Annotated in this window: 20 protein-coding genes and 1 riboswitch; of the genes, 12 read left to right on the plus strand and 8 right to left on the minus strand. The window is 71.2% G+C overall.

The window, feature by feature from the left end:
* Positions 1-140: 140 nt before the first annotated feature.
* The gene (locus ACIQRL_RS26050; RefSeq protein WP_401336445.1) at positions 141-989 is read right to left on the minus strand and encodes a bifunctional 5,10-methylenetetrahydrofolate dehydrogenase/5,10-methenyltetrahydrofolate cyclohydrolase; all 849 of its coding nucleotides are present in this window, start codon (positions 987-989) and stop codon (positions 141-143) included.
* 21 nt (positions 990-1,010) lie between these two features.
* Positions 1,011-1,097, minus strand: a riboswitch (ZMP/ZTP riboswitch).
* Between the two features lie 353 nt (positions 1,098-1,450).
* Positions 1,451-1,816 carry a nuclear transport factor 2 family protein gene (locus ACIQRL_RS26055; protein ID WP_384795831.1) on the minus strand — a complete coding sequence of 122 codons (366 nt, stop codon included), beginning with the start codon at positions 1,814-1,816 and terminating at the stop codon, positions 1,451-1,453.
* Positions 1,817-1,988: 172 nt separating this feature from the next.
* Between ACIQRL_RS26055 and ACIQRL_RS26060 the strand changes: the two genes are divergently transcribed.
* Entirely contained in the window at positions 1,989-2,285 is a 297-nt protein-coding gene (locus ACIQRL_RS26060; protein WP_401335776.1) for a hypothetical protein, read from the plus strand.
* A 350-nt stretch (positions 2,286-2,635) separates the two neighbouring features.
* Here the strand turns inward: ACIQRL_RS26060 and ACIQRL_RS26065 are convergent, their stop codons facing one another.
* Both ACIQRL_RS26065 and ACIQRL_RS26070 read right to left on the minus strand, forming a co-directional pair.
* Entirely contained in the window at positions 2,636-3,622 is a 987-nt protein-coding gene (locus ACIQRL_RS26065; RefSeq protein ID WP_401335778.1) for a helix-turn-helix transcriptional regulator, read from the minus strand.
* Between the two features lie 349 nt (positions 3,623-3,971).
* Positions 3,972-5,726, minus strand: a complete 1,755-nt coding sequence (locus ACIQRL_RS26070) for an ABC transporter ATP-binding protein (protein WP_401335781.1) — start codon at positions 5,724-5,726, stop codon at positions 3,972-3,974.
* 558 nt (positions 5,727-6,284) lie between these two features.
* Between ACIQRL_RS26070 and ACIQRL_RS26075 the strand changes: the two genes are divergently transcribed.
* From ACIQRL_RS26075 to ACIQRL_RS26085, 3 genes are all read left to right on the plus strand, one after another.
* Positions 6,285-7,397, plus strand: coding sequence for an S-(hydroxymethyl)mycothiol dehydrogenase (locus ACIQRL_RS26075; protein WP_401335784.1), 1,113 nt, complete (start codon positions 6,285-6,287; stop codon positions 7,395-7,397).
* On the plus strand, positions 7,397-8,026 hold the full coding sequence (locus ACIQRL_RS26080; protein WP_401335787.1) for an MBL fold metallo-hydrolase: 630 nt from the start codon (positions 7,397-7,399) through the stop codon (positions 8,024-8,026). Before ACIQRL_RS26075 ends, ACIQRL_RS26080 begins: the two co-directional genes overlap by 1 nt.
* Positions 8,027-8,212: 186 nt before the next feature.
* The gene (locus tag ACIQRL_RS26085) at positions 8,213-9,139 is read left to right on the plus strand and encodes an SDR family oxidoreductase (RefSeq protein ID WP_401335790.1); all 927 of its coding nucleotides are present in this window, start codon (positions 8,213-8,215) and stop codon (positions 9,137-9,139) included.
* A gap of 22 nt (positions 9,140-9,161) precedes the next feature.
* Here the strand turns inward: ACIQRL_RS26085 and ACIQRL_RS26090 are convergent, their stop codons facing one another.
* A complete protein-coding gene (locus ACIQRL_RS26090) occupies positions 9,162-9,692 on the minus strand; it encodes a hypothetical protein (protein WP_401335793.1) in 531 nt (176 codons plus the stop codon).
* 59 nt (positions 9,693-9,751) lie between these two features.
* Here ACIQRL_RS26090 and ACIQRL_RS26095 point away from each other — a divergent pair, with 59 nt between their 5' ends.
* The 3 genes from ACIQRL_RS26095 (at position 9,752) to ACIQRL_RS26105 (ending at position 11,706) form a co-directional block, all read left to right on the plus strand.
* Entirely contained in the window at positions 9,752-10,549 is a 798-nt protein-coding gene (locus ACIQRL_RS26095; RefSeq protein WP_401336448.1) for an SDR family NAD(P)-dependent oxidoreductase, read from the plus strand.
* A 194-nt stretch (positions 10,550-10,743) separates the two neighbouring features.
* On the plus strand, positions 10,744-11,439 hold the full coding sequence (locus ACIQRL_RS26100; protein ID WP_401335796.1) for a L,D-transpeptidase family protein: 696 nt from the start codon (positions 10,744-10,746) through the stop codon (positions 11,437-11,439).
* 78 nt (positions 11,440-11,517) lie between these two features.
* Positions 11,518-11,706, plus strand: coding sequence for a hypothetical protein (locus ACIQRL_RS26105; protein ID WP_401335798.1), 189 nt, complete (start codon positions 11,518-11,520; stop codon positions 11,704-11,706).
* Between the two features lie 150 nt (positions 11,707-11,856).
* On the opposite strand, the gene ACIQRL_RS26110 is transcribed toward ACIQRL_RS26105, so the two are convergent.
* On the minus strand, positions 11,857-13,251 hold the full coding sequence (locus ACIQRL_RS26110; RefSeq protein WP_401335801.1) for a S1 family peptidase: 1,395 nt from the start codon (positions 13,249-13,251) through the stop codon (positions 11,857-11,859).
* A gap of 162 nt (positions 13,252-13,413) precedes the next feature.
* Between ACIQRL_RS26110 and ACIQRL_RS26115 the strand changes: the two genes are divergently transcribed.
* A complete protein-coding gene (locus ACIQRL_RS26115; protein WP_401335804.1) occupies positions 13,414-14,187 on the plus strand; it encodes a type 1 glutamine amidotransferase domain-containing protein in 774 nt (257 codons plus the stop codon).
* A gap of 63 nt (positions 14,188-14,250) precedes the next feature.
* On the opposite strand, the gene ACIQRL_RS26120 is transcribed toward ACIQRL_RS26115, so the two are convergent.
* Positions 14,251-15,603, minus strand: coding sequence for an NAD(P)/FAD-dependent oxidoreductase (locus ACIQRL_RS26120; RefSeq protein WP_401335807.1), 1,353 nt, complete (start codon positions 15,601-15,603; stop codon positions 14,251-14,253).
* Between the two features lie 235 nt (positions 15,604-15,838).
* On the opposite strand from ACIQRL_RS26120, the gene ACIQRL_RS26125 reads away from it, so the two are divergent.
* The 4 genes from ACIQRL_RS26125 to ACIQRL_RS26140 all read left to right on the plus strand — a co-directional run bounded on the left by ACIQRL_RS26125 (position 15,839) and on the right by ACIQRL_RS26140 (position 19,218).
* Complete coding sequence (locus ACIQRL_RS26125; protein ID WP_401335810.1) at positions 15,839-16,474, plus strand: HAD family acid phosphatase; 636 nt, start codon at positions 15,839-15,841, stop codon at positions 16,472-16,474.
* A 55-nt stretch (positions 16,475-16,529) separates the two neighbouring features.
* The gene (locus ACIQRL_RS26130; RefSeq protein WP_401335812.1) at positions 16,530-16,916 is read left to right on the plus strand and encodes a PPOX class F420-dependent oxidoreductase; all 387 of its coding nucleotides are present in this window, start codon (positions 16,530-16,532) and stop codon (positions 16,914-16,916) included.
* Between the two features lie 458 nt (positions 16,917-17,374).
* The gene (locus ACIQRL_RS26135) at positions 17,375-18,352 is read left to right on the plus strand and encodes a polysaccharide lyase family 1 protein (protein ID WP_401335814.1); all 978 of its coding nucleotides are present in this window, start codon (positions 17,375-17,377) and stop codon (positions 18,350-18,352) included.
* 59 nt (positions 18,353-18,411) lie between these two features.
* Positions 18,412-19,218 (plus strand): pectate lyase, encoded by an 807-nt coding sequence (locus tag ACIQRL_RS26140; protein ID WP_401335817.1) that lies wholly within the window; start codon positions 18,412-18,414, stop codon positions 19,216-19,218.
* 139 nt (positions 19,219-19,357) lie between these two features.
* Here the strand turns inward: ACIQRL_RS26140 and ACIQRL_RS26145 are convergent, their stop codons facing one another.
* Complete coding sequence (locus ACIQRL_RS26145) at positions 19,358-19,777, minus strand: Zn-ribbon domain-containing OB-fold protein (RefSeq protein WP_401336451.1); 420 nt, start codon at positions 19,775-19,777, stop codon at positions 19,358-19,360.
* Positions 19,778-19,908: the final 131 nt, after the last annotated feature.

Genomic DNA, 19,908 nt, shown 5'->3' on the forward strand with positions numbered 1-19,908 from the left:
GGCCGCGCGGCGCCGGCGGGGGCCGGCCCGGCCCGTGTGGGGGCCCGGGCCGCCGCGGGCGGGGGCCTGCCCCGGCTGGGGGCGCCCGGCGCGGCGGGCCGCGCGGGGCCGCCCGCGACGGGGACCGCCGTGGCGCCGACTCAGCCGGCGAGCGTGCGTTCGGCGCTCGTGACGGTCTGTTCCAGCAGCACCGCGATCGTCATCGGCCCGACGCCACCCGGCACCGGAGTGATCAGTCCGGCCCGGGTGACGGCGGTGTCGAAGTCGACGTCACCGACGTTCCCTTCGCTGTAGCCCGCGTCGATCACCACGGCCCCCGGCTTGATGTCCTCGCCCCGGATCAGCCGGGGCCGTCCCACGGCGGCCACCACGATGTCCGCCTCGCGTACGACGGACGACAGGTCCGTCGTACGCGAATGGCAGTACGTCACCGTGGCGTCCCGGCCGAGCAGCAGCATGCCGACCGGCCTGCCGAGGATCGCGCTGCGGCCGACGACGACGGCCCGCCTCCCGGCGGGGTCGACGTCGTACGCGTCCAGGAGCCGCATGATGCCGCCGGGTGTGCACGACACGAAGCCCGGCAGACCGAAACTCATCGCCGCGTACGAGCTCAGGGTGACCCCGTCGACGTCCTTCGCCGGAGCGATGGCCTCGAAGGCGGCGCGCTCGTCGATGTGCGCCCCCATGGGGTGCTGGAGCAGGATCCCGTGCACGGCCGGATCGTCGGACAACACCCTGAGTTCGGCGACCAGTTCGGCCGTCGTGATGCCGGCGGGCAGCGCCAGATGCCGGGACTCGATTCCCGCCCTGCGGCTGCGGTTCCGCTTCATCCGGACGTAGGTGACGGAGGCGGGGTCCTCGCCGACGAGCACCGTCGCCAGACAAGGGGCCACGCCTGTACGGATCTTGAGGTCGGCCGCGCGTCGCGCGGTGTCCTTCAGGATCCGGTCGGCGAGAGCGGCGCCGTCCATGAGCTGGGCCTGGGACATGAGTTCCTCCGGAGCGCTGCTGACAGTCGCCCAGGCGCGCGGCTGAGACATCTGCGTCAGGCCGCTCCCCGGTGGTACTCCACCTCAGCGCCAGTCACGGCCCACCGACCAGACTAGCCCGTACGATCCCTGCACGTGGCGTCCTGTGGGCATGGTCAACCGGCTGGAGGAAGCCGGACCGATCACCTGGAGCGTGGGGCGGGCCGATCGCCGCCGGTAGGGGCGCTGTTCACCGGGGCCGGACGCGCGGCCGTCGCGCGGCACGAGGTGCCGGAGGGCGCGGGTCTGGACGCGCCGTCCGCAGGGGCGAGTCCAGCGGGGAGGCGGACCCCCGAACAGCCCCGCCGCGGGAGCCGCCCTTCGCCGTCGAGGACGGTGCGGACGGGACCTCCCCATGGCCGCACCCGCCGAGAAGGTCCAGGTCGGACGAGATGTGACCTGGACCTTCGGTCAGCTCCTCCCTACTCGTCCCATGCCTGTACCAGTGTCTGCTCGATGATCTTCCCGTCGCGCAACGACATCATCGACGTGCTCATCACCCGCACCCCGTCCGCGTAGACGCAGGTCTCGGTGTAGGCGACGTGGTCGCCCTGGACGACGCACTGGTCCATCTTGTGCGTCATGTCCCGGCTGTAGACGTCGTTGAGCATCTCGGCGATCTCGGTGCGACCGTGTTTGACCATCGGGTGACTGGGTTGCGTGTTGCGGTCCACGACGCGCAGTTCCGCGTCGTCCGCGTAGAGCGACAGCAGATCTGCCGCACTGTGTCCTTCAATGCCCCGGCGCAGCGCCTCGGTGTCGAAGGCGGGGGCTGCCGCTGTGCCCATGGGTGACCTCCTCAGGAAGGCGCGGACCGGCCAGGAGCCGACCGCGAAGCGCCTCATCACCGAGCCTCCTCCGCCCCGCGGCCCACGGCAAACGCAAGAGCCCGATGCGCCTCTCGGGTGAGCGCGGCCCCCGGGCCGTGTCCGCCCGGGGGCCGGTGCAGTTGCTGATTGCATGATCTCAACACGACGTATCGTCGCAGCCGTTGGTCTCGCCGTCGGCCTCACGGGACTTGCCGCGCCGATGGCGACGGCCGCGGGCTCCGAGGCCCACGCCGGAAAGCTGAACCCCGTCTCCACGGTCGACTCCCTCGCACTGAGCGGCATCCCCGCCGAGGACCAGGCCCCGCCGCTGAGGCCCTCCACCCAGCTCGACGGCCTGAACCGGCTGAACGACCTGAGCCACTTGCACCAGCTCACCGACCTCGCCGCGCCCGTCACCGGACTGCTCGGCGGCGTCGCGGGCCAGTAGGCATCGCGAGCTGCCGGGGGACGACGGGCCTCGTCGAACGCGGCCGCGGCGGACCCCGGCGGAAGAACGATGTTCCGCCGGGGTCCGCCGTCCCCGGCGCGAGACCCGGTCACGGTTCGGCCCGGTTCGGCCCAGTCCCGGTTCGGCCCCGGTCCGCCCAGCCCGGTCAACCGCCGGCCGCCACGTTCACGGATCGGCCGGCGTAGCCATGGATCAGCCAGCATGTTCACGGACCGGCCTGCACGGATCTGTCGGCACGTTCACCGGTCCTCCGCCGCACGTATCGGCCCGCACATTCACCGATCAGCCGGCGCGGTCACCGGTCCGCCGGCACGCATCGGCCCGTACCTTCATCGATCGGCAGGGTGCTCGCCGCGCGGATCGGCGGGACCTTCGGTTCGCCGGGTGAAATCCACTTCGCCCCGTGCCCTCGGGATGCCCGTACCCCCTCCGCGTACCGCGGTACGGAAGGCGATGGGTGCCTGCCCGGCACGCTGGTGGAAGTACTTGGCGAAGTTCGTGGCACTGGAAAAGCCCAGTTCGGAGGCGATCCGGGCGGCGGCCAGATCGGTGTGGGCGAGCAGCCGCTTGGCCTCCAGGACGACCCGGCGGTCGATGAACTCCTTGGCGCCGACCCCCGCGGAGTCGAGGGCGGCCCGGGACAGCGTGCGGGCGGAGTAGCCGAGTGCGAGGGCGTAGTCGTCCACCCGGCGGGTGTGCGCGAAGTCCCGCTCGACGGTGTCACGGAAGCGAAGAAAGGTTTCGCTTGGTCCGGTCGCGGGCCGGCGGGGTCCTTCCAGATGAGCCAGGCGCAGGATCAGCACGTCCAGCAGGTGACGCAGTACGGCGGCGCGGGCGTCGAGCGGAAGCCGTCCCGGCGCCTGGAACTCGTGCTCCAGATGCGCGGTGGCCACCCGCAGCGACGCGGCGTCCTCCGCCTTCGGGGTACGCAGCACGCGCGCGTGGGGATCGTCGAGCCGGGCCGCGCGGACGGTGACGGCTCCCGGGAAGTCCCGCTCGAAGGCGATCAGCGTCCCCTCCGCCCGGGTGAGATCTCCCCACTGGAGGACCTGCCCGGGGCGCGTCCACAGCCAGGAGCCCCGTTCGACGTCGTGCGCCCGGAAGTCCACGGTCTGGTGGAGCGTGCCGGAGGTGAGCGTGACCACCTGATGGAAGGCGGGGCGCTGCGGCGCGCCGAGATCGGTTCCGTGGGCGCGGGACCGGGCGCGCAGCGCGGCGAGCGAGATCACTTCCAGTCCGGCGGGTGTGCCGACGGGGGCCGTGAAGATGATCTCGGGGATGGCCTGCCCGGCCGGGTGTCGGTTTTTGACCATCATCAGTCGCCTGTGTATCCGGGTGGGACGAGCCTCCCCGCCCGGTCGCGGCTGGTCGCGAGCGGACGACCGCCCCGCGTGGCGGAAAGAGGGCATCACCATAGAGGAGAGGCGGTCCTTGGCCAAGGAATTCCCGGAGATCGCCGACGTACCGAAATGTTCGGGCGGTCCGGCGGGTTCGGTGGGTCCAGTGGGTCCTTGGGCTGGGCGGGGCTCATCCGGGGGCGGGCCCGAGTGCGGTCGGGCCCGGTCACGTACCCCGGGCCCCGCGTACCGGCCCTGGGCACCGCCACCGGCCTCCTCCGCTCCTTCCGCCGGTGCGCGGCGCAGGCGCGATGTCCTGGTGCCGAGGTCAGCCCACGGTCGCGAGGAACTGGGTGGCGGCCAGCTCGGCGTAGAGCGGATCCGCGGCGACGAGTTCGCGGTGGGTGCCCACGGCGCGGACGCGGCCCGCGTCCATCACGACGATCCGGTCGGCCGTCGTGACGGTGGACAGCCGGTGCGCGACCACCAGAACCGTGGTCGTACGGGCCACATCGGCGACCGTGTCACGCAGCGCGGCCTCGTTGACGGCGTCGAGCTGTGAGGTGGCCTCGTCGAGGAGCAGCAGCCGGGGCCGGCGCAGCAGGGCTCTGGCGATGGCGACGCGCTGGCGCTCGCCGCCCGAGAGCTTGGTGCCGCGATGGCCGACCAGTGTGTCCAGTCCGCGCGGCAGCCGGGCGACCAGCCCGTCGAGGCGGGTCGTCTTCAGCACCCGGGTCACCTCGCCCTCGTCAGCCTCCGGATTGCCGAGCAGCAGATTGTCGCGCAGGGAGCCCGACAGCACCGGCGCGTCCTGCTCCACGTAGCCGATGGCGGACCGGAGCAGGGGCAGATCCCATTCGTCCAGCGCACGGCCGTCCACGGTGATGCGGCCCGCCTCGGGATCGTAGAACCGCTCGATGAGCGAGAAGACGGTGGTCTTGCCCGCGCCGGACGGGCCGACGAACGCGGTCAGCCCGCGGGCCGGAACGGTGAACGTCACCCCGTGGTGGACGTACGGCAGTTCGTCGGCGTACCGGAAGCGGACGTCGTCGAAGGCGAGCGCGGCCGGTTCGGCGCCCGGGGAGGGCAGCGGTGCGGGCAGGGCGGCCGGCTCCGCGGGCAGCCGCAGGGCCTCCTGGATACGGGCGAGCGCGGCGGCACCGGTCTGGTACTGCGTGACAGCGCCGACCACCTGCTGGATCGGAGACATCAGGTAGAACACGTAGAGAAGGAAGGCGACCAGGGTGCCGACGCCGATGGCGCCGGTCGCGACACGGGCACCGCCCACCGCGAGGACCGTGATGAAGGCGATCTGCATCGCCAGACCGGCCGTATTGCCCGCGGCCGCCGACCACTTGGCGGCCCGCACGCTCTGCCGCCAGGACTCCTCGGCGGCCTCGTGCACGGTCCGCTCCTCACGGTGCTCGGCGCCGGACGCCTTGATCGTGCGCAGCGCGCCGAGGGTCCGCTCCAGCGAGGCCCCCATCGAACCGACCGCGTCCTGGGCCCGCCTGCTCGCCCGGTTGATGCGCGGCACGATCAGGCCGAGCACCGAGCCCGCGCACAGCACCACCCCCAGAGTGACGGCGAGCAGCACCCCGTCGACCAGGCCCATCATCACCACCGTCGCGACGAGGGTGAGGCCACCGGTGCCGAGGCCGACCAGGGAATCGGTCGTGACCTCGCGCAGCAGGGTCGTGTCCGAGGTGATGCGGGCCATCAGATCGCCGGGCTCACTGCGGTCCACGGCGGGTATGCGCAGTCGCAGCAGATACGACGAGAGGGCGCGTCGCGCGTCGAGCACCACCGACTCCGCGGTGCGCCGCAGAACGTACGAACCCAGCGCTCCCACCGCCGCGTTGGTGACCACCAGGGCCGCCATGCCGAGCAGGGCCCGTCCGATCGGCCGGTCGTGCGACAGGTCGTCGATGAGCCCGCGTGCCACCAGCGGCAGCAGCAGACCGGTGGCCCCGGTCGTGAGCGCCAGCAGCGCGCCGGCGAACAGCGCCCGGCGGTGCGGTCGTACGTACCCGAGCAGCAGGCGCCACGCGGGCACCTCGGGCTCGGCCTCGGTCAGGCTCACGGCGCTCCTTGCGGGAGTTGAGACGGAGCACTCAGGCTACGTCGGCGCCGTGCCAGGACCGGTCCTGGCCGGCTCGACTCCGCGCGGACTCAGGCCACTCGCTCCCCGAGTGCCGCAAGGGTGGCGTCGAGGTCCGCCGGGCAGGGCGGCTTGTGCGGGAGCCCGGCGAGCAGTGTGGCCGTGTCGCAGGTGTCGGTGAGCGCCGAGGCGCCGAGGCACTCGGTCCGCGAGGCGCTTCCCGTTCCACGCGCCGAGGAGGGCCGCCCCGGTGAACGACGCCCCGACCGCCCGGTCGGGATTCAGTGCCGTTGCCGCGCGGGCGAGCGGCGCGGCGAGCGAGTGCGCGGTGGTCACCCGCGGGCCGGTGCCGACGGCGGCCCGCATCCGCAGGGCCCGCCACGTTCGCCAGAGCCCGTACGGCGAGGAAGCCGTCGCCCACGCCCAGCGGCCGTTCGCCGTACCGGGCCCGGGGCCGCCGTGGGCCACCTGGCCTTCTACCGGCAGGTCACACCGTAGGGTCGACTGACGGAACGTCGATCTAGGGAAGGGCCCACTCACATGGCGCAGGAAGTACGGGGCGTGATCGCACCGGGCAAGAACGAGCCGGTGCGCGTCGAGACCATCGTCGTGCCCGATCCGGGACCGGGCGAGGCCGTCGTGAAGATCCAGGCCTGCGGGGTCTGCCACACGGACCTGCACTACAAGCAGGGCGGCATCAACGACGACTTCCCGTTCCTGCTCGGCCACGAGGCGGCCGGAATCGTGGAGTCGGTCGGCGCCGGTGTCACGGACGTGGCGCCCGGCGACTTCGTGATCCTCAACTGGCGTGCGGTGTGCGGGCAGTGCCGCGCCTGTCTGCGCGGGCGCCCCTGGTACTGCTTCAACACCCACAACGCGAAGCAGAAGATGACCTTGACCGGGGGCACCTCCCGGACGAAGTCTGGGGGAGGTACCGAGCTGTCCCCGGCCCTCGGTATCGGCGCCTTCGCCGAGAAGACGCTGGTCGCGGCCGGACAGTGCACCAAGGTCGACCCGGCGGTCTCCCCGGCGGTCGCCGGACTGCTCGGCTGCGGCGTGATGGCCGGCATCGGGGCCGCCATCAACACGGGCAACGTCGGCCGGGGGGACACGGTCGCGGTCATCGGCTGCGGTGGCGTCGGCGACGCGGCGATCGCCGGTTCCCGGCTCGCGGGCGCGGCGAAGATCATCGCCGTGGACATCGACGACCGCAAGCTCACGACCGCCACGAAGCTCGGCGCGACGCACACCGTCAACTCCCGTGAGAATGACGCCGTCGAGGCGATCCGTGAACTCACCGGCGGCTTCGGCGCCGACGTCGTCATCGAGGCGGTCGGCCGCCCGGAGACGTACCGACAGGCCTTCTACGCCCGCGACCTCGCCGGCACGGTCGTCCTCGTCGGCGTGCCCACCCCCGAGATGAAGCTCGAACTCCCGCTGATCGACGTCTTCGGACGCGGCGGAGCCCTCAAGTCCTCCTGGTACGGCGACTGTCTGCCCTCCCGCGACTTCCCGATGCTGATCGACCTGCACCTCCAAGGGCGCCTCGACCTGGGCGCGTTCGTGAGCGAGACGATCACCCTGGACGACATCGAGGCGGCCTTCGAGCGGATGCACCACGGTGACGTGCTGCGCTCGGTGGTGATGCTGTGATGACCGCCCGCATCGAACACCTCGTCACCTCGGGCACGTTCTCACTCGACGGCGGCACCTGGGACGTCGACAACAACGTGTGGATCGTGGGAAACGAGCACGAGGCGATCGTGATCGACGCCGCTCACGACGCCGACGCCATCGCCGAAGCGGTGGGGGACCGGCGCCTGACGGCGATCGTGTGCACCCACGCCCACAACGACCACATCGACGCCGCCCCCGCCCTGGCGGAGCGCACCGGAGCCACCATCTGGCTCCACCCCGACGACCTGCCGCTGTGGAAGGTCACCCACCCGGACCGGCTGCCCGACGCCTGGCTCCAGGACGGCCACGTCATCGAGGCGGCGGGCGCGGACCTGACCGTGCTGCACACCCCGGGCCACGCCCCGGGCGCGGTCTGCCTCTACGACCCGGGCCTCGGCACCCTCTTCTCCGGCGACACCCTCTTCCGGGGCGGCCCGGGTGCGACCGGCCGGTCCTACTCGCACTTCCCGACGATCATCGAGTCGATCCGCGACCGGCTGCTCTCGCTGCCGGCCGACACCGTCGTCCGCACGGGACACGGCGATTCGACGACGATCGGCGAGGAGGCTCCGCACCTGGAGGAGTGGATCGCCCGCGGCCACTGACGCCGCTCGACCCCGCCGGGAGGGCCCGCGACCGGCGTGCCGCGCCCACCGTCCGCTTCCGCCGTGCCGCGACACGGCGGAAACGCCCGGCAGATACCTGACAGAAGATGTCCGGCTTCCGGGAGACGCTCGTAGGGACTCACGGGTGACAGCAGCCCGTGGACGCCACGCGCACGGAGGTCGGACATGTCAGAGCCGTTGGACGGCACACTGCGGGACCGGGTCGCCCTGGTGGCGGGCGCGACCCGGGGCGCGGGCCGCGGAATCGCCGTGGAACTGGGCGCGGCCGGCGCCACCGTCTACGTGACCGGGCGCAGCACGCGGGAACGGCGCTCGGAGTACGACCGTCCGGAGACCATCGAGGACACCGCGGACCTGGTCACCGCGGCCGGCGGGCGGGGCATCGCGGTCCCCACCGACCACCTCGTCCCGGCCGAGGTGGCGGCCCTCGTCACCCGGATCGCGGACGAACAGGGCCGCCTGGACGTCCTGGTCAACGACATCTGGGGCGCCGAGAAGCTCTTCGAATGGGATGCCCCCGTCTGGGAGCACGACCTCGACAACGGACTCAGGATGCTCCGGCTCGCCGTGGAGACCCACGCGATCACCAGCCACCACGCGTTGCCCCTGCTGCTGCGCCGTCCCGGCGGCCTGGTCGTCGAGATGACGGACGGCACGGCGGAGTACAACCGGGACACCTACCGGGTCTCGTTCTTCTACGACATCGCCAAGTCGGCCGTGCTGCGCATGGCGTTCGCGCTCGGCCACGAACTGGGCCCGCGCGGTGCCACCGCCGTGGCGCTCACCCCCGGCTGGCTGCGCTCGGAGATGATGCTCGAAACCTTCGGCGTGACCGAGGAGAACTGGCGCGACGCCGAGGAACGCGTCCCGCACTTCGGGATCTCCGAGACGCCCTTCTACGTCGGACGCGCGGTCGCCGCACTGGCCGCCGACCCCGAACGGGCGCGCTGGAACGGGAAATCCCTGTCCAGCGGGCAGCTCGCCCAGGTGTACGGCTTCACCGACCGCGACGGCAGCCGCCCGGACTGCTGGCGCTACATGGTCGAAGTACAGGACAAGGGGAAACCGGCGGACGCGACGGGGTACCGCTGAGGAGATCGGCCCGGAAGCCGGATCAGGCGGGGGTGAACGTCTGCCAGTGCGCCGAGTGGCCCGGAGGCAGCGCCAGGTCGTCGCGGACCGCCGTGTAGTACGCGTCTCGTGTGGCGCGCTGCTGTTCGAGCAGGTCCTGCCAGGCGTCCTGGCCGCGCACCGGCTCGTTCGGGAAGTTCTCCATCCGCATCGCCAGGACGGCCCACTCCCGGGCCTTCTCCACGACCTCCGGAGTGCCCAGCATGAGCAGCGCCTCCCAGGCCGGATCCCGCGCGTCGAGCGCCGCCGCCAGCAGGGGAGCGGCGTCCTCAGGGGGCAGCGGATGCGGGTGGGGGTCGCTGCCGAGATGGGCGGCGACCCGGTACGTCAGCGTGATCGTCCTCTTCAGGCAGCGCGCGTAGTCGGAGTACACCGCGAGCCGCCGCTCCTCCCAGCGGGCCGTCCGTTCGCGGCCGAAGCGGGCCCGGTCGCCCCGCACGATCGCCAGATACGAACCGAGGGCACCGATGACCACGCCGATCAGCGCCGGGAGTTGCTGTATGAAGGCCGACATGGGCGCACGGTATCTGTCGCCGCGACGATCACGGCAGTACCTTCGCTGCCATGACTGCGATCACCGAGCTGAGGCGTTTCGAGGGATACGGGGTTCTGATCACGGGTGCGGCCCGCGGTATCGGCGCGGCGACCGCCCGCCGCCTCGCCGAGGAAGGCGCGCAGGTCCTGGTCACCGACGTGGACTTGGCGGAGGCCGAGAAGACGGCTGCCGCGCTGCGTGAACGCGGCGCGCGGGCCGAGGCGTTCACCTGCGACGTGGGGGACCGGGCACAGGTCGAGGCCGCCGTGGCGTACGCCGCGGGCGCCTTCGGTTCGCTCGACGTCCTGGTCAACAACGCCTTCCGGTGCAGCCCCGACGCCCCTCTGTTCGAGGACGAGAGCGACGAGGTGTGGGCCGGTGACCTGGACATCACCCTGACCGGCGCCTACCGCTGCGCCCGCGCGGCGCTCCCGCACCTGGTCGCCTCCGGCCGCGGGGCCATCGTCACCATCGGCTCCGTCAACGGCATCCAGGACTTCGGCAACCACGCCTACAGCGCGGCCAAGGCCGGGCTGATGTCGCTCACCCGCACGCTGGCCGGCCACGCCGCCGCCCGGGGCGTCCGCGTCAACCTGGTGGCGCCGGGCACCGTCCGCACCACGGCCTGGGAAGGCCGCGAGGACGATCTAGCCGTCGCGACCGGGCTGTATCCGCTGGGCCGGGTCGGCGAACCGGAGGACATCGCGGCCGCCGTCGCCTTCCTCGCCTCCCGCGACGCGTCCTGGATCACCGGCACGACCCTGTGCGTCGACGGCGGCCTGACGGGCGTGAACACCGCGTTCCGTCAGACGGTCGTGCTCCACGGCGACGACTAGACGACGGCCGGGCGACGACCGGAGCGGCGACGGCGGCGGGTTCCGCCCGGATCGGAGACGGCGCGGGGACGGACCGGGGACGGCCCGGCGAGGAATGTCACTGTTTCGTCCCGGCGTCGTCGGCCGTACAACGCAATACCCTCAAGGGCTGTCTAGTAGGCAGCCAGATGACGCACACGACAGGAAGGCCCGCCATGGGGGACATTCGCAGACGAGGAGCCGTCGCGCTCGGGCTCACCGGACTGGTGGCACCGCTCACCCTCGCACTGGGCTCGACGCCCGCGCAGGCCGCGAGCTGCACGACGGCCACCGGCCCGAACCAGAAGCAGGTGGAGAAGTTCCTCGGGCGGCCCGTCGACGGACGGCAGTCCGCCGCCGACTGCAAGGCGATACAGGCCTTCCAGACCAAGCACGGCATCACCCCGAACATCGGCTACGCGGGACCCGTCACCTGGGGCGTGATGGATCTCATGAACAAGCAGAAGGCCGTGGGGACCAACCCCAACCGGGACGGCAAGTGCCCGGTGAACAAGGGCCGTATCGCCTGCGTCAACCTCACGCTCCAGCTCAGCTGGATCCAGGACGGCAGCCGGCTGGTCTACGGACCCGTCCCGGTCCGCACGGGCAGGGACGGCTACGAGACCCGCACCGGCCTCAAGAAGATCTACTGGCGTGACATCGACCACGTCTCGAACATCTACAACGTGTCCATGCCGTACAGCCAGTTCTTCGACGGCGGCCAGGCCTTCCACTCGGTGGGCCTCAGCATGTGGAACCCGCCGGGTTCGCACGGCTGCGTCAACATGACCCCGACCACGGCCAAGAAGTACTGGTCGCTGCTCAAGAACGGCGACGACGTCTACGTGTACGGCCGCAAGCCCGGTACGTGAGTTCCGAGTGACGAGGTTCACGGTCCGTTATGTCGCCCGATGAGCCTTTACTCACACCATCTTCACGTCAAGGACCGTATGCTTCACGCCATGTGCACCACTCTTGACAACGACACTCAGCGATCCGCTGCAGAAGTCAACGAGGAGATCCGGGCCCTCTGGTTCCGGGCGGGTGGGACGCTGAGCATGGAAGAGCGGCGCGAGTACCAGGCCCTCGTTCTCGAGTGGGCGGAAGCCGCCCCTTCGTCGGGGACTCGGGCCGCCTGACCTTCCGCGTTCGGCCGGGCTCCCCGATCCAGGGGAGCCACCGCCTCGCACCTCGGCACCGGGTCCCCGGAACCGTCCTCGGCGGCTCGGCCCCGACTCCGGTCACCCGGAACCGACTCCGAACCGCTCCGTCACAGCGGCCAGAACCACTCAGCCCCAACTCTGCGCGTACTGCCGCCGATAGGCCTTGCGGTCCTGCTCGGTACGGATGAAGCGGGTCGCCACCAGCGCGATGACGCTTCCCCCGATGACGAGCAGGCCGGGGCCGACGTTCTGCGGGTCGGTGAGCTCCGAGACGAACGTCTGAGCCGTCCCCGTGCCGCCCACCGCCTCCACCGCGCCCGGTGCCGCAGCACCCGGCGCCCCACCCTGCGATGCCATGGCCGAAGCGGACGTGGAGGGCGCGAGGGACGGCTGGGCCGCACTGCCGGCGGAGCCCTGCGCGGGCTGACCCGCGAGCGTCACACCCAGCGCCGTCAGCGCCTCGGTGATGGGCTGGAAGAACGTCGTACCGCCGCTCTTGCAGTCCCCGTTGCCACCCGAGGTCACCCCCAGCGCGATGCCCTCGGAGAACAACGGGCCGCCGCTGTCGCCCGGTTCGGCGCACACCGTGGTCTCGACCAGCCCGGTGACCGTGCCCTCCGGGTAGTTGACCGTCGCGTTGAGCGCGGTCACCTTGCCGTCGTGCAGCCCACTCGTGCTGCCGCTGCGGAACACCCGCTGGCCCACGGTCGGATCGGCTGCTCCGGTGATCCGCACACCGTTGCCGCCGCCGATGGCGACGACGTTGGTCCCGGGCGTCGTCTGCTGCCCGGCGTCGTACTGGATGAGGGAGAAGTCGCTGCCGGGGAACGCCGTGGTGATGGTCCGGCCCACCTGCTGCCGTCCCGTGTTGTCGGCGAACCAGACCGATCCGGCGGGGCCGCAGTGCCCGGCCGTGAGGATGAACTCGCTCTGCCCGTTGGTCACATTGAACCCCGCCGAGCAGCGCCCGCCGGTCGAGAAGATCGCCTGTGCCCCGTTCACCCGCGTGGTGAACGTGCCCTGGGTCCGCTGCATCTTCACCGAGTCGCCGATGCCATGGGCCAGTTCCGTCATACGCGACCAGTCGGTGGCGGAGACCGTGCTGTCGGCCTGCACCACCACCTCGTTCTTGGTGTAGTCGACCGCCCAGGCGGTGCCGGGCACCCGGGGCGCCGAACTGAGCGTCCGAGCAGCCGACTTGAGGTCCTGCATGCTGTGCGTCACGACCTTCGGACGAGCACCCGCCCGCTTCACCGCGTCCGCCGCGTCGGCGTCGGTGACCGCCACGACGGGACGCCCGTCCGCGGCTATCCAGTTGCCGGCGGTCCGTGCGGTGCCCAGCCGGGACACCAGCCCGGCACCCTTGTCCGCCGCGGCCTGTGCCGAACTCGCCGTGATGCGCGACGCGTCGGACGGTTCGCTCGCCATGGCGCGCGTCACCATGAACCCTCCGCAGAGCAGTCCGCCGACGGCCGCGAGGCGCGCCCCTCGTCGGACGATCCGTCGTCGTGCGTGCCTCATGCATGGGCTCCCGAAGCCGTACGGAGCGGCGTCACCGCCGCCGCGGGCCCCGGTCGAGGGCCCTCCCCTCATACGTGCGACCGGGCCAGCGTGTTCACCGTCGCCCGGAGGTCTCGCACAGGTGGCCGGTTCGCGTCCCTGACCGGCTGACATGATGAGCGCATGCGTGTGCTGATCCCGCTCCCCGACCACGACTTCGACGTCACCGAAGTCGCCGTGCCCTGGCGGATGCTGACGAGGGAGGGCCACGACGTCGTCTTCGCCACCGAACGAGCGGGCACCCGTCCGGAGGCCGATCCCCGGCTCCTGACCGGCGTCCTGTTCGGACAGCTCGGCGCGGAGCCGGAACCCCGCCGCTTCTACGCGGAACTGACCGAGTCGCCCGCGTTCCGGGCCACCGTCTCCTGGGCCGACCTGGAGGTCGCGGACTTCGACGGACTGCTGCTGCCGGGGGGACACGCGCCGGGCATGCGGCAGTACCTCGGTTCAGCGCCGCTGCAACGACAGATCGCCCGGTTCTGGTCCCTTCGGCGGCCCGTCGGCGCGATCTGCCACGGCGTCCTCGTCCTGGCCCGCGCCCAGGACCCGGCCACCGGCCGCAGTGTCCTCGCCGGCAGCCGTACGACCTGCCTGCCCGCATACATGGAACGCACCGCGTACTTCACCACGGCATGGCGCCTCGGCCGTTACTACCGGACCTACCCCGCCTACGTCGAGGACGAGGTCAGGGCGGCCCTCACCGAACCGGGCGGGCGCTTCGAACGCGGGCCCCGCACACTCACCCGGCGCGGCACCGCGACCGACGACACCCATGCCTTCGTCGTCCAGGACGGTCGCTATCTCTCCGCCCGCTGGCCGGGGGACGCCTATCTGTTCGGCCGCCGCTACCTCGACCTGCTGCGCGGCACACCGGGCCGAGGCGGCGGGACGACCTGAGTTCGCGGGGTCACCCGGACCGGGCGCCGTCGGCGTCCGCCATCGTGAACGGCCCGACGGGTCCTACGTGATGGCGCGGGTCCGGGCCGTCACCTCGTCCCGCGTCAGGTACACATCCGTACGCTCGAAGTCCCGCAGGGTTCCCTTGCGGTCGGCGAGGAAGCCGGTGCGGACGAAGTCGTCCCCCGCGACGGCGTTGAGCAGCCAGTTGGCGCTCGTACGGAACCGGGCGGCGCCCGTGCGCAGCGCGTACAGGTGATAGCCGCGGGCCACCACCTGGGCGGGCGCGCCCTTGAGGGCGATGCCGAGCGGTTTGGACACGGCGTCGTGGCCGCCGAGGTCGACGACCAGCCCCAGGTCCCGGTGCCGGTAGGGGAAGCTGGGCTCTCCGCGAAGTTTCGCCGTCAGGACCTTGGCGGCGTGCCGCCCCTGACGGGCCGCGTGCTGGGCGGTCGGGGGGCAGGCGGAGCCGTCGCCCTTGGCGAGGTCGGGCACGGCCGCCGCGTCGCCCAGCGCGAACACCCCGTCCAGTCCCGGAACCCTGAAATCGGGCTCGGTGACGATCCGTCCGCGCACGGTCTCCGCGCCCAGCGAGTCGACCAGCGGGCTCGCCGCGACGCCCGCGGTCCACACCAGCGTCCGCGAGGGCAGCACCCGCCCGTCGGTGAGCGTGACCTCGTCCTTGGTGACGGAGGCGACGGACGTGCCCAGCGAGATCCGCACGCCGCGGTCGCTCAGCATCCGCAGCGCGCTCGTGCCCAGCTTGTCGCCCAGTTCGGGCAGCAGCTTCGGAGCGACGTCGATCAGATGCCACTTGATGAGGCCGGGGTCGATGCGGGGATGGTAGCGCTGGGCCGCCGCGGTGGTCAGGCGCTGCAGACAGGCCGCCGTCTCGGTGCCCGCGTATCCGCCGCCGACCACCACGAACTGAAGCCGTGCCGCCTTCTCCGCGTCGTCCGACGTGGCGGCCGCCAGGTCGAGTTGGGCGATCACGTGGTCGCGCAGATACACGGCCTGGGCGAGCGTCTTCATACCGCGCGCCTCGTCCGCGAGCCCGGGGATGTCGAAGGTGCGGGTCACGCTCCCCGGAGTGAGGAGCAGATAGTCGTAGCGCAGATCGACGAGGTCCCCGGTGATCTTGCGGACGACACAGACCTTCGCTTCCGGATCGACACCGATCACCCCGCCCGGCACCAGCGCGGTGCGGCGCAGGATCCGGCGCAGCGAGGGCGCCACCGACTGGGGGGTGACGACGCCGGCGGCGACGTGCGGCAGCAGCGGCAGGTACAACTCGTAGTCGGTGGGGCTGATCAGGCTGATCCGGGCCTCGCCGGGGGTGAGCGTCCGTTCGAGGCTTCGGGCAGCCTCGACTCCGGCGAAACCCGCGCCGACGATGACGATGTTCGGTCCTTGCATCCGAGCAGCCTCTCTCCACTGGTGCCAGCCGCGAGCCCCAGGCTCACACGCGTCTCGTGGGGCTGCCACCGCACCACGGGCCGCAGCCGTGCGGGCGAGTATCTCTACCGATCAGTAACTATTCCTTCCCCCTCCGTACATGCGTGGACGCGAACATGTCAGCGCGGCGACGGTCCAGGCACCGTCGCCGTCGCGATGTGCGGACTCGACCAACAGATGTGAAAAGGGGACTGGCATGACGGGACTTGGTGTGGGGCGCCGGATAGGCGTGGTGTCGGCGGTCGTGGCGCTGGGGATCGGAGGGACGGTCACGGCGGCCGGGTCCGCCGCCGCGGTCCCGGTCCAGGCGGTCGCGAGCACGTCCGCGACGGCGGCCGTCGACTACGCCACCTGGCAGAGTGACGTCCAGGCCGTCATCGACCAGGCCGTGCCGTACGTTGAGCAGCGCACCGCGAACAGCGGCGGCCAGAAGCTCGCGGTCGTCTTCGACATCGACAACACCGCGCTGGAGACGGACTTCCACCCCTGGTACGAACTGCCCACCCCGGCGGTCGAGGCGTCGCTCGCGCTCGCCCGCTACGCTCACGCGCGCGGGGTCGCCGTCTTCTTCGTGACCGCCCGTCCGGGGATCATCGCGAGCGAGACGAAGTGGAACCTGGAGAGCGTCGGCTACCCGGTCGACGGACTCTACGTCCGTGACCTGCCGGACCTCTTCGGCGAGGTCGGCGCCTACAAGACCGCCAAGCGCGAAGCGATCGAGTCCCTCGGCTACACGATCATCGCCAACGTCGGCAACAACACCACCGACCTGGTCGGCGGCCACGCCGAGCGCACCTTCAAGCTGCCGGACTACGACGGTCAGCTGTCCTGACCCGGACGGCTCGGGCGCCGCGGAACCCGCCGACGGGGACGCCTACACTGCGGCCATGGACGAGGCTTCGCTGGACGCGCTGGGATCGGGCAAGTACCTGCTGATCACCAGCTATCGCAAGAACGGTACGGGGGTGGCCACGCCGGTATGGGTGGTGCGGGACGGTGCGGCGCTGGGCGCCTGGACCGTCGCGGACAGCTGGAAGGTGAAGCGCATCCGCAACCGGGGCGATGTCCTGGTCGGCCCGTGCGACGTGCGCGGCAGGCCGACGGGGGAGCCGGTCCCCGCCACGGCCGAGATCGTCGGCGCGGCGGACACCGCCCGTTACCGGAGACTCCTCGCCCGCAAGTACGGGGTGATGGGCCGTCTCACCCTGTTCGGCAGCCGTCTGCGTCGCGGTGAGACCGGTACGGTCGGCATTCGTATCACCCTCTCCTCGTAAGGCCCCTAGCACCTTCGCACCTCTCCGTGACGTCCCTCCGTGACGTCGTGACGCCGTGAGTTCGCGGCCGTACGGGGGTCCAGCGCAGCCCGGACCCCCGTACGGCCGCTTTCGGCTGTCCGGGGCGGCCCGCGGTACCGGCCGCGGCGCGCGCCGACGCGGGCCGGGCCGGTTCGGCGGGGTGTGGGTATCCACCTGGTTCGTGAGTTGGCCGGATGTGTTCTGTGGGAAGCGTTGACTAGAAAGCGCTTACCGCTTACGTTCCCGTTCAGCAGCGTGACCCGTGTGTGACATCTCGTATACGAGACATCAGATCTCCGAGCCGCACCACCTGGGCAAGTCGCCGTTCCCTGCCCGTGTTCGGTCCGTACGCGCAATGCCGCACACCATGTGCTGTTCAGATACAGGTACATCGTTCGTGTACATGACCTAGGTCAACTCTGAAGGGACACACCCGCATGCGTACTCGCCCCCCGCTGAAGCGCTCCCGCCTCGCCCTGCTGACGGCCGGGGCCGCCACTCTGGCGGTCACCACGGCCCTCGTCCTGCCGCAGTCGGCCGGCGCCGCCGAGACCGCGCCGGTCGGCTACGGCGCCGGGACCACCGGCGGCGGCAGCGCGACCGCCGTCACCGTCACGACGCTGGCCGCCTTCAAGACCGCCGTCACCGGCGACACGGCCAAGGTCGTGAAGGTCAGCGGTCTGATCTCACTCAGCGGTCAGGTCGACATCGGCTCCAACACCACCGTCCTGGGCGTCGGTTCGGCCTCCGGGTTCACCGGCGGCGGGCTGCGCCTGAAGAAGGTCACCAACGTCGTCGTCCGCAACCTCAACATCAGCAAGCCGGTCGCGCCCGCCGACGGCATCACCGTCCAGGCCTCGACGAAGGTGTGGATCGACCACAACGCCTTCTCGTCGGACCTCGACCATGGCAAGGACTACTACGACGGCCTGGTCGACATCACCCACGCCTCCGACTACGTCACCCTCTCCTGGAACACCTTCAAGGACCACTACAAGGGCTCGCTCGTCGGCCACAGCGACAGCAACGCGAGCGAGGACACCGGGCACCTGCGGGTGACGTACCACCACAACTGGTTCAACAACGTCAACTCCCGCATCCCCAGCCTGCGTTTCGGCACCGGGCACTTCTACGACAACTACGTCGTCGGCGCCGACACCGCCGTGCACTCCCGCATGGGCGCCCAGATGCTCGTCGAGAACAACGTCTTCCGGAGCACGGCGGTCGCCGTCACCACGAACCGCGACAGCGACGTGGACGGCTACGCCAACCTCACGGGCAACGACCTCGGCGGAGCCGCCACCGAGATCTCGCAGGTCGGCACGTTCACGAAGCCGCCCTACAGCTACACCGCCGAGCCGGCCTCGACCGTCGTCGCCTCGGTGACGTCCGGCGCGGGCACCGGAAAGATCTGACGGCCCCGCCTCGGGGCACCCCCACGCGACCACCCCCACCTGGAAGAAGGCATCGGGACATGACGTCATCAGCACGACCGCGCGCCCGGCGGCGCGCCCTCACCGGCACCCTCGCCGCGCTCGGCCTCTCGGCCGCCCTGGTGATGGCCGACGGCGCCCTGACACCGGCGAGCGCCGCCACCTGGCCCACCGCGACCGGCAGTCAGGCCGTCTCCTCCACCATCTCGGTCTCCGGTACCAAGGACTACGGGATGAAGCGTCTCTACGGCACAGGTGACCTGGGCACGGACGGTCAGAGCGAGAGTCAGGGGCCGATCCTGGAACTGGCCGCGGGTACCGTCCTGAAGAACGTCATCATCGGCTCGCCCGCCGCCGACGGCATTCACTGCCTGGGCAGTTGCACCCTGCAGAACGTCTGGTGGGAGGACGTCGGCGAGGACGCGGCGACGTTCCTCGGCTCCTCGTCGTCCAACGTCTACACCGTCAGCGGCGGCGGCGCGAAGGAGGCCAGCGACAAGGTGTTCCAGTTCAACGGCGCCGGAACGCTGAACGTGTCGAACTTCGCGGTGCAGACCTTCGGCACGTTCGTCCGCTCCTGCGGCAACTGCAAGACGCAGTACAAGCGGACGATCAACCTCAACACCATCGAGGCGACCTACAAGGGGAGCAAGCTCGTCGGTATCAACACCAACTACGGCGACAGCGCGACCCTCAAGTCCATCAAGATCGTCGGGGACAGCGGCAAGAAGATCGTCCCCTGCCAGAAGTACCTCGGCAACAACACCGGGGCGGAGCCGACGACGAACGGCAGCGGCCCCGACAGCACCTACTGCAAGTACGCGACGTCCGACATCAGCTACGGCTGACGGTCGTCGCCCGGCGGCTGGACGGACCGGTCCCGCATGCCGGTCCGTCCAGCCGCCCACGGCTGTCCGATCCCGGTCCGCCGGCCGTCCGGCGGGGGTGGGCGGACGGCGGCTCGCGGTGCGGACCGTCCACCGGTTCTCAGTTCCAGCCGCCGTACGAGCCGTCGACGAGCTGGAACACCGGCTGACGGCGCACCGGGTCCTGGGCGGTGGAGAGCTGGACCCGGTCACCGCCGTGGATGGTGGCGGGCGAGCCCATGACGCGGCCCCGGACCGTGAAGCCCTCCGCCATCTCGATGAGGGAGACGTTGCGGGCCGCCGGGGTGTTGCGGTGGATCACCGTGGAGTGGCGCACGACGCCCGTGCCCATGCTCGCCTCCGTCCGCAGGTCGCTGCCCGCGCACACGGGACAGAGGAGGCGGTTGTACATGGCGGTGGCGCACCAGCGGCACCGCTGGAAGAGCAGCACGTCCCCGGCGTGCTCCGCGGAACCGGTGTCGAGCACGTCCGTCACGGAGCCGATGCCCGGGTGAAGAGCAATTCCTGGGTGGTACACGATGTCATCTCCCTGCGCTCAGCCGGAATCCGATGTGCGCGATCGTCGTGCACGGCCACAGGTTATGGCACTCAGTGTCACGCGTAAAGGCACTGCGTACCCTCAGATGTGCGGGAGGTGCTGCCTCCGGTTCG

The sequence above is a fragment of the Streptomyces sp. NPDC091209 genome, assembly GCF_044757755.1.
Taxonomy (GTDB): Bacteria; Actinomycetota; Actinomycetes; order Streptomycetales; family Streptomycetaceae; genus Streptomyces.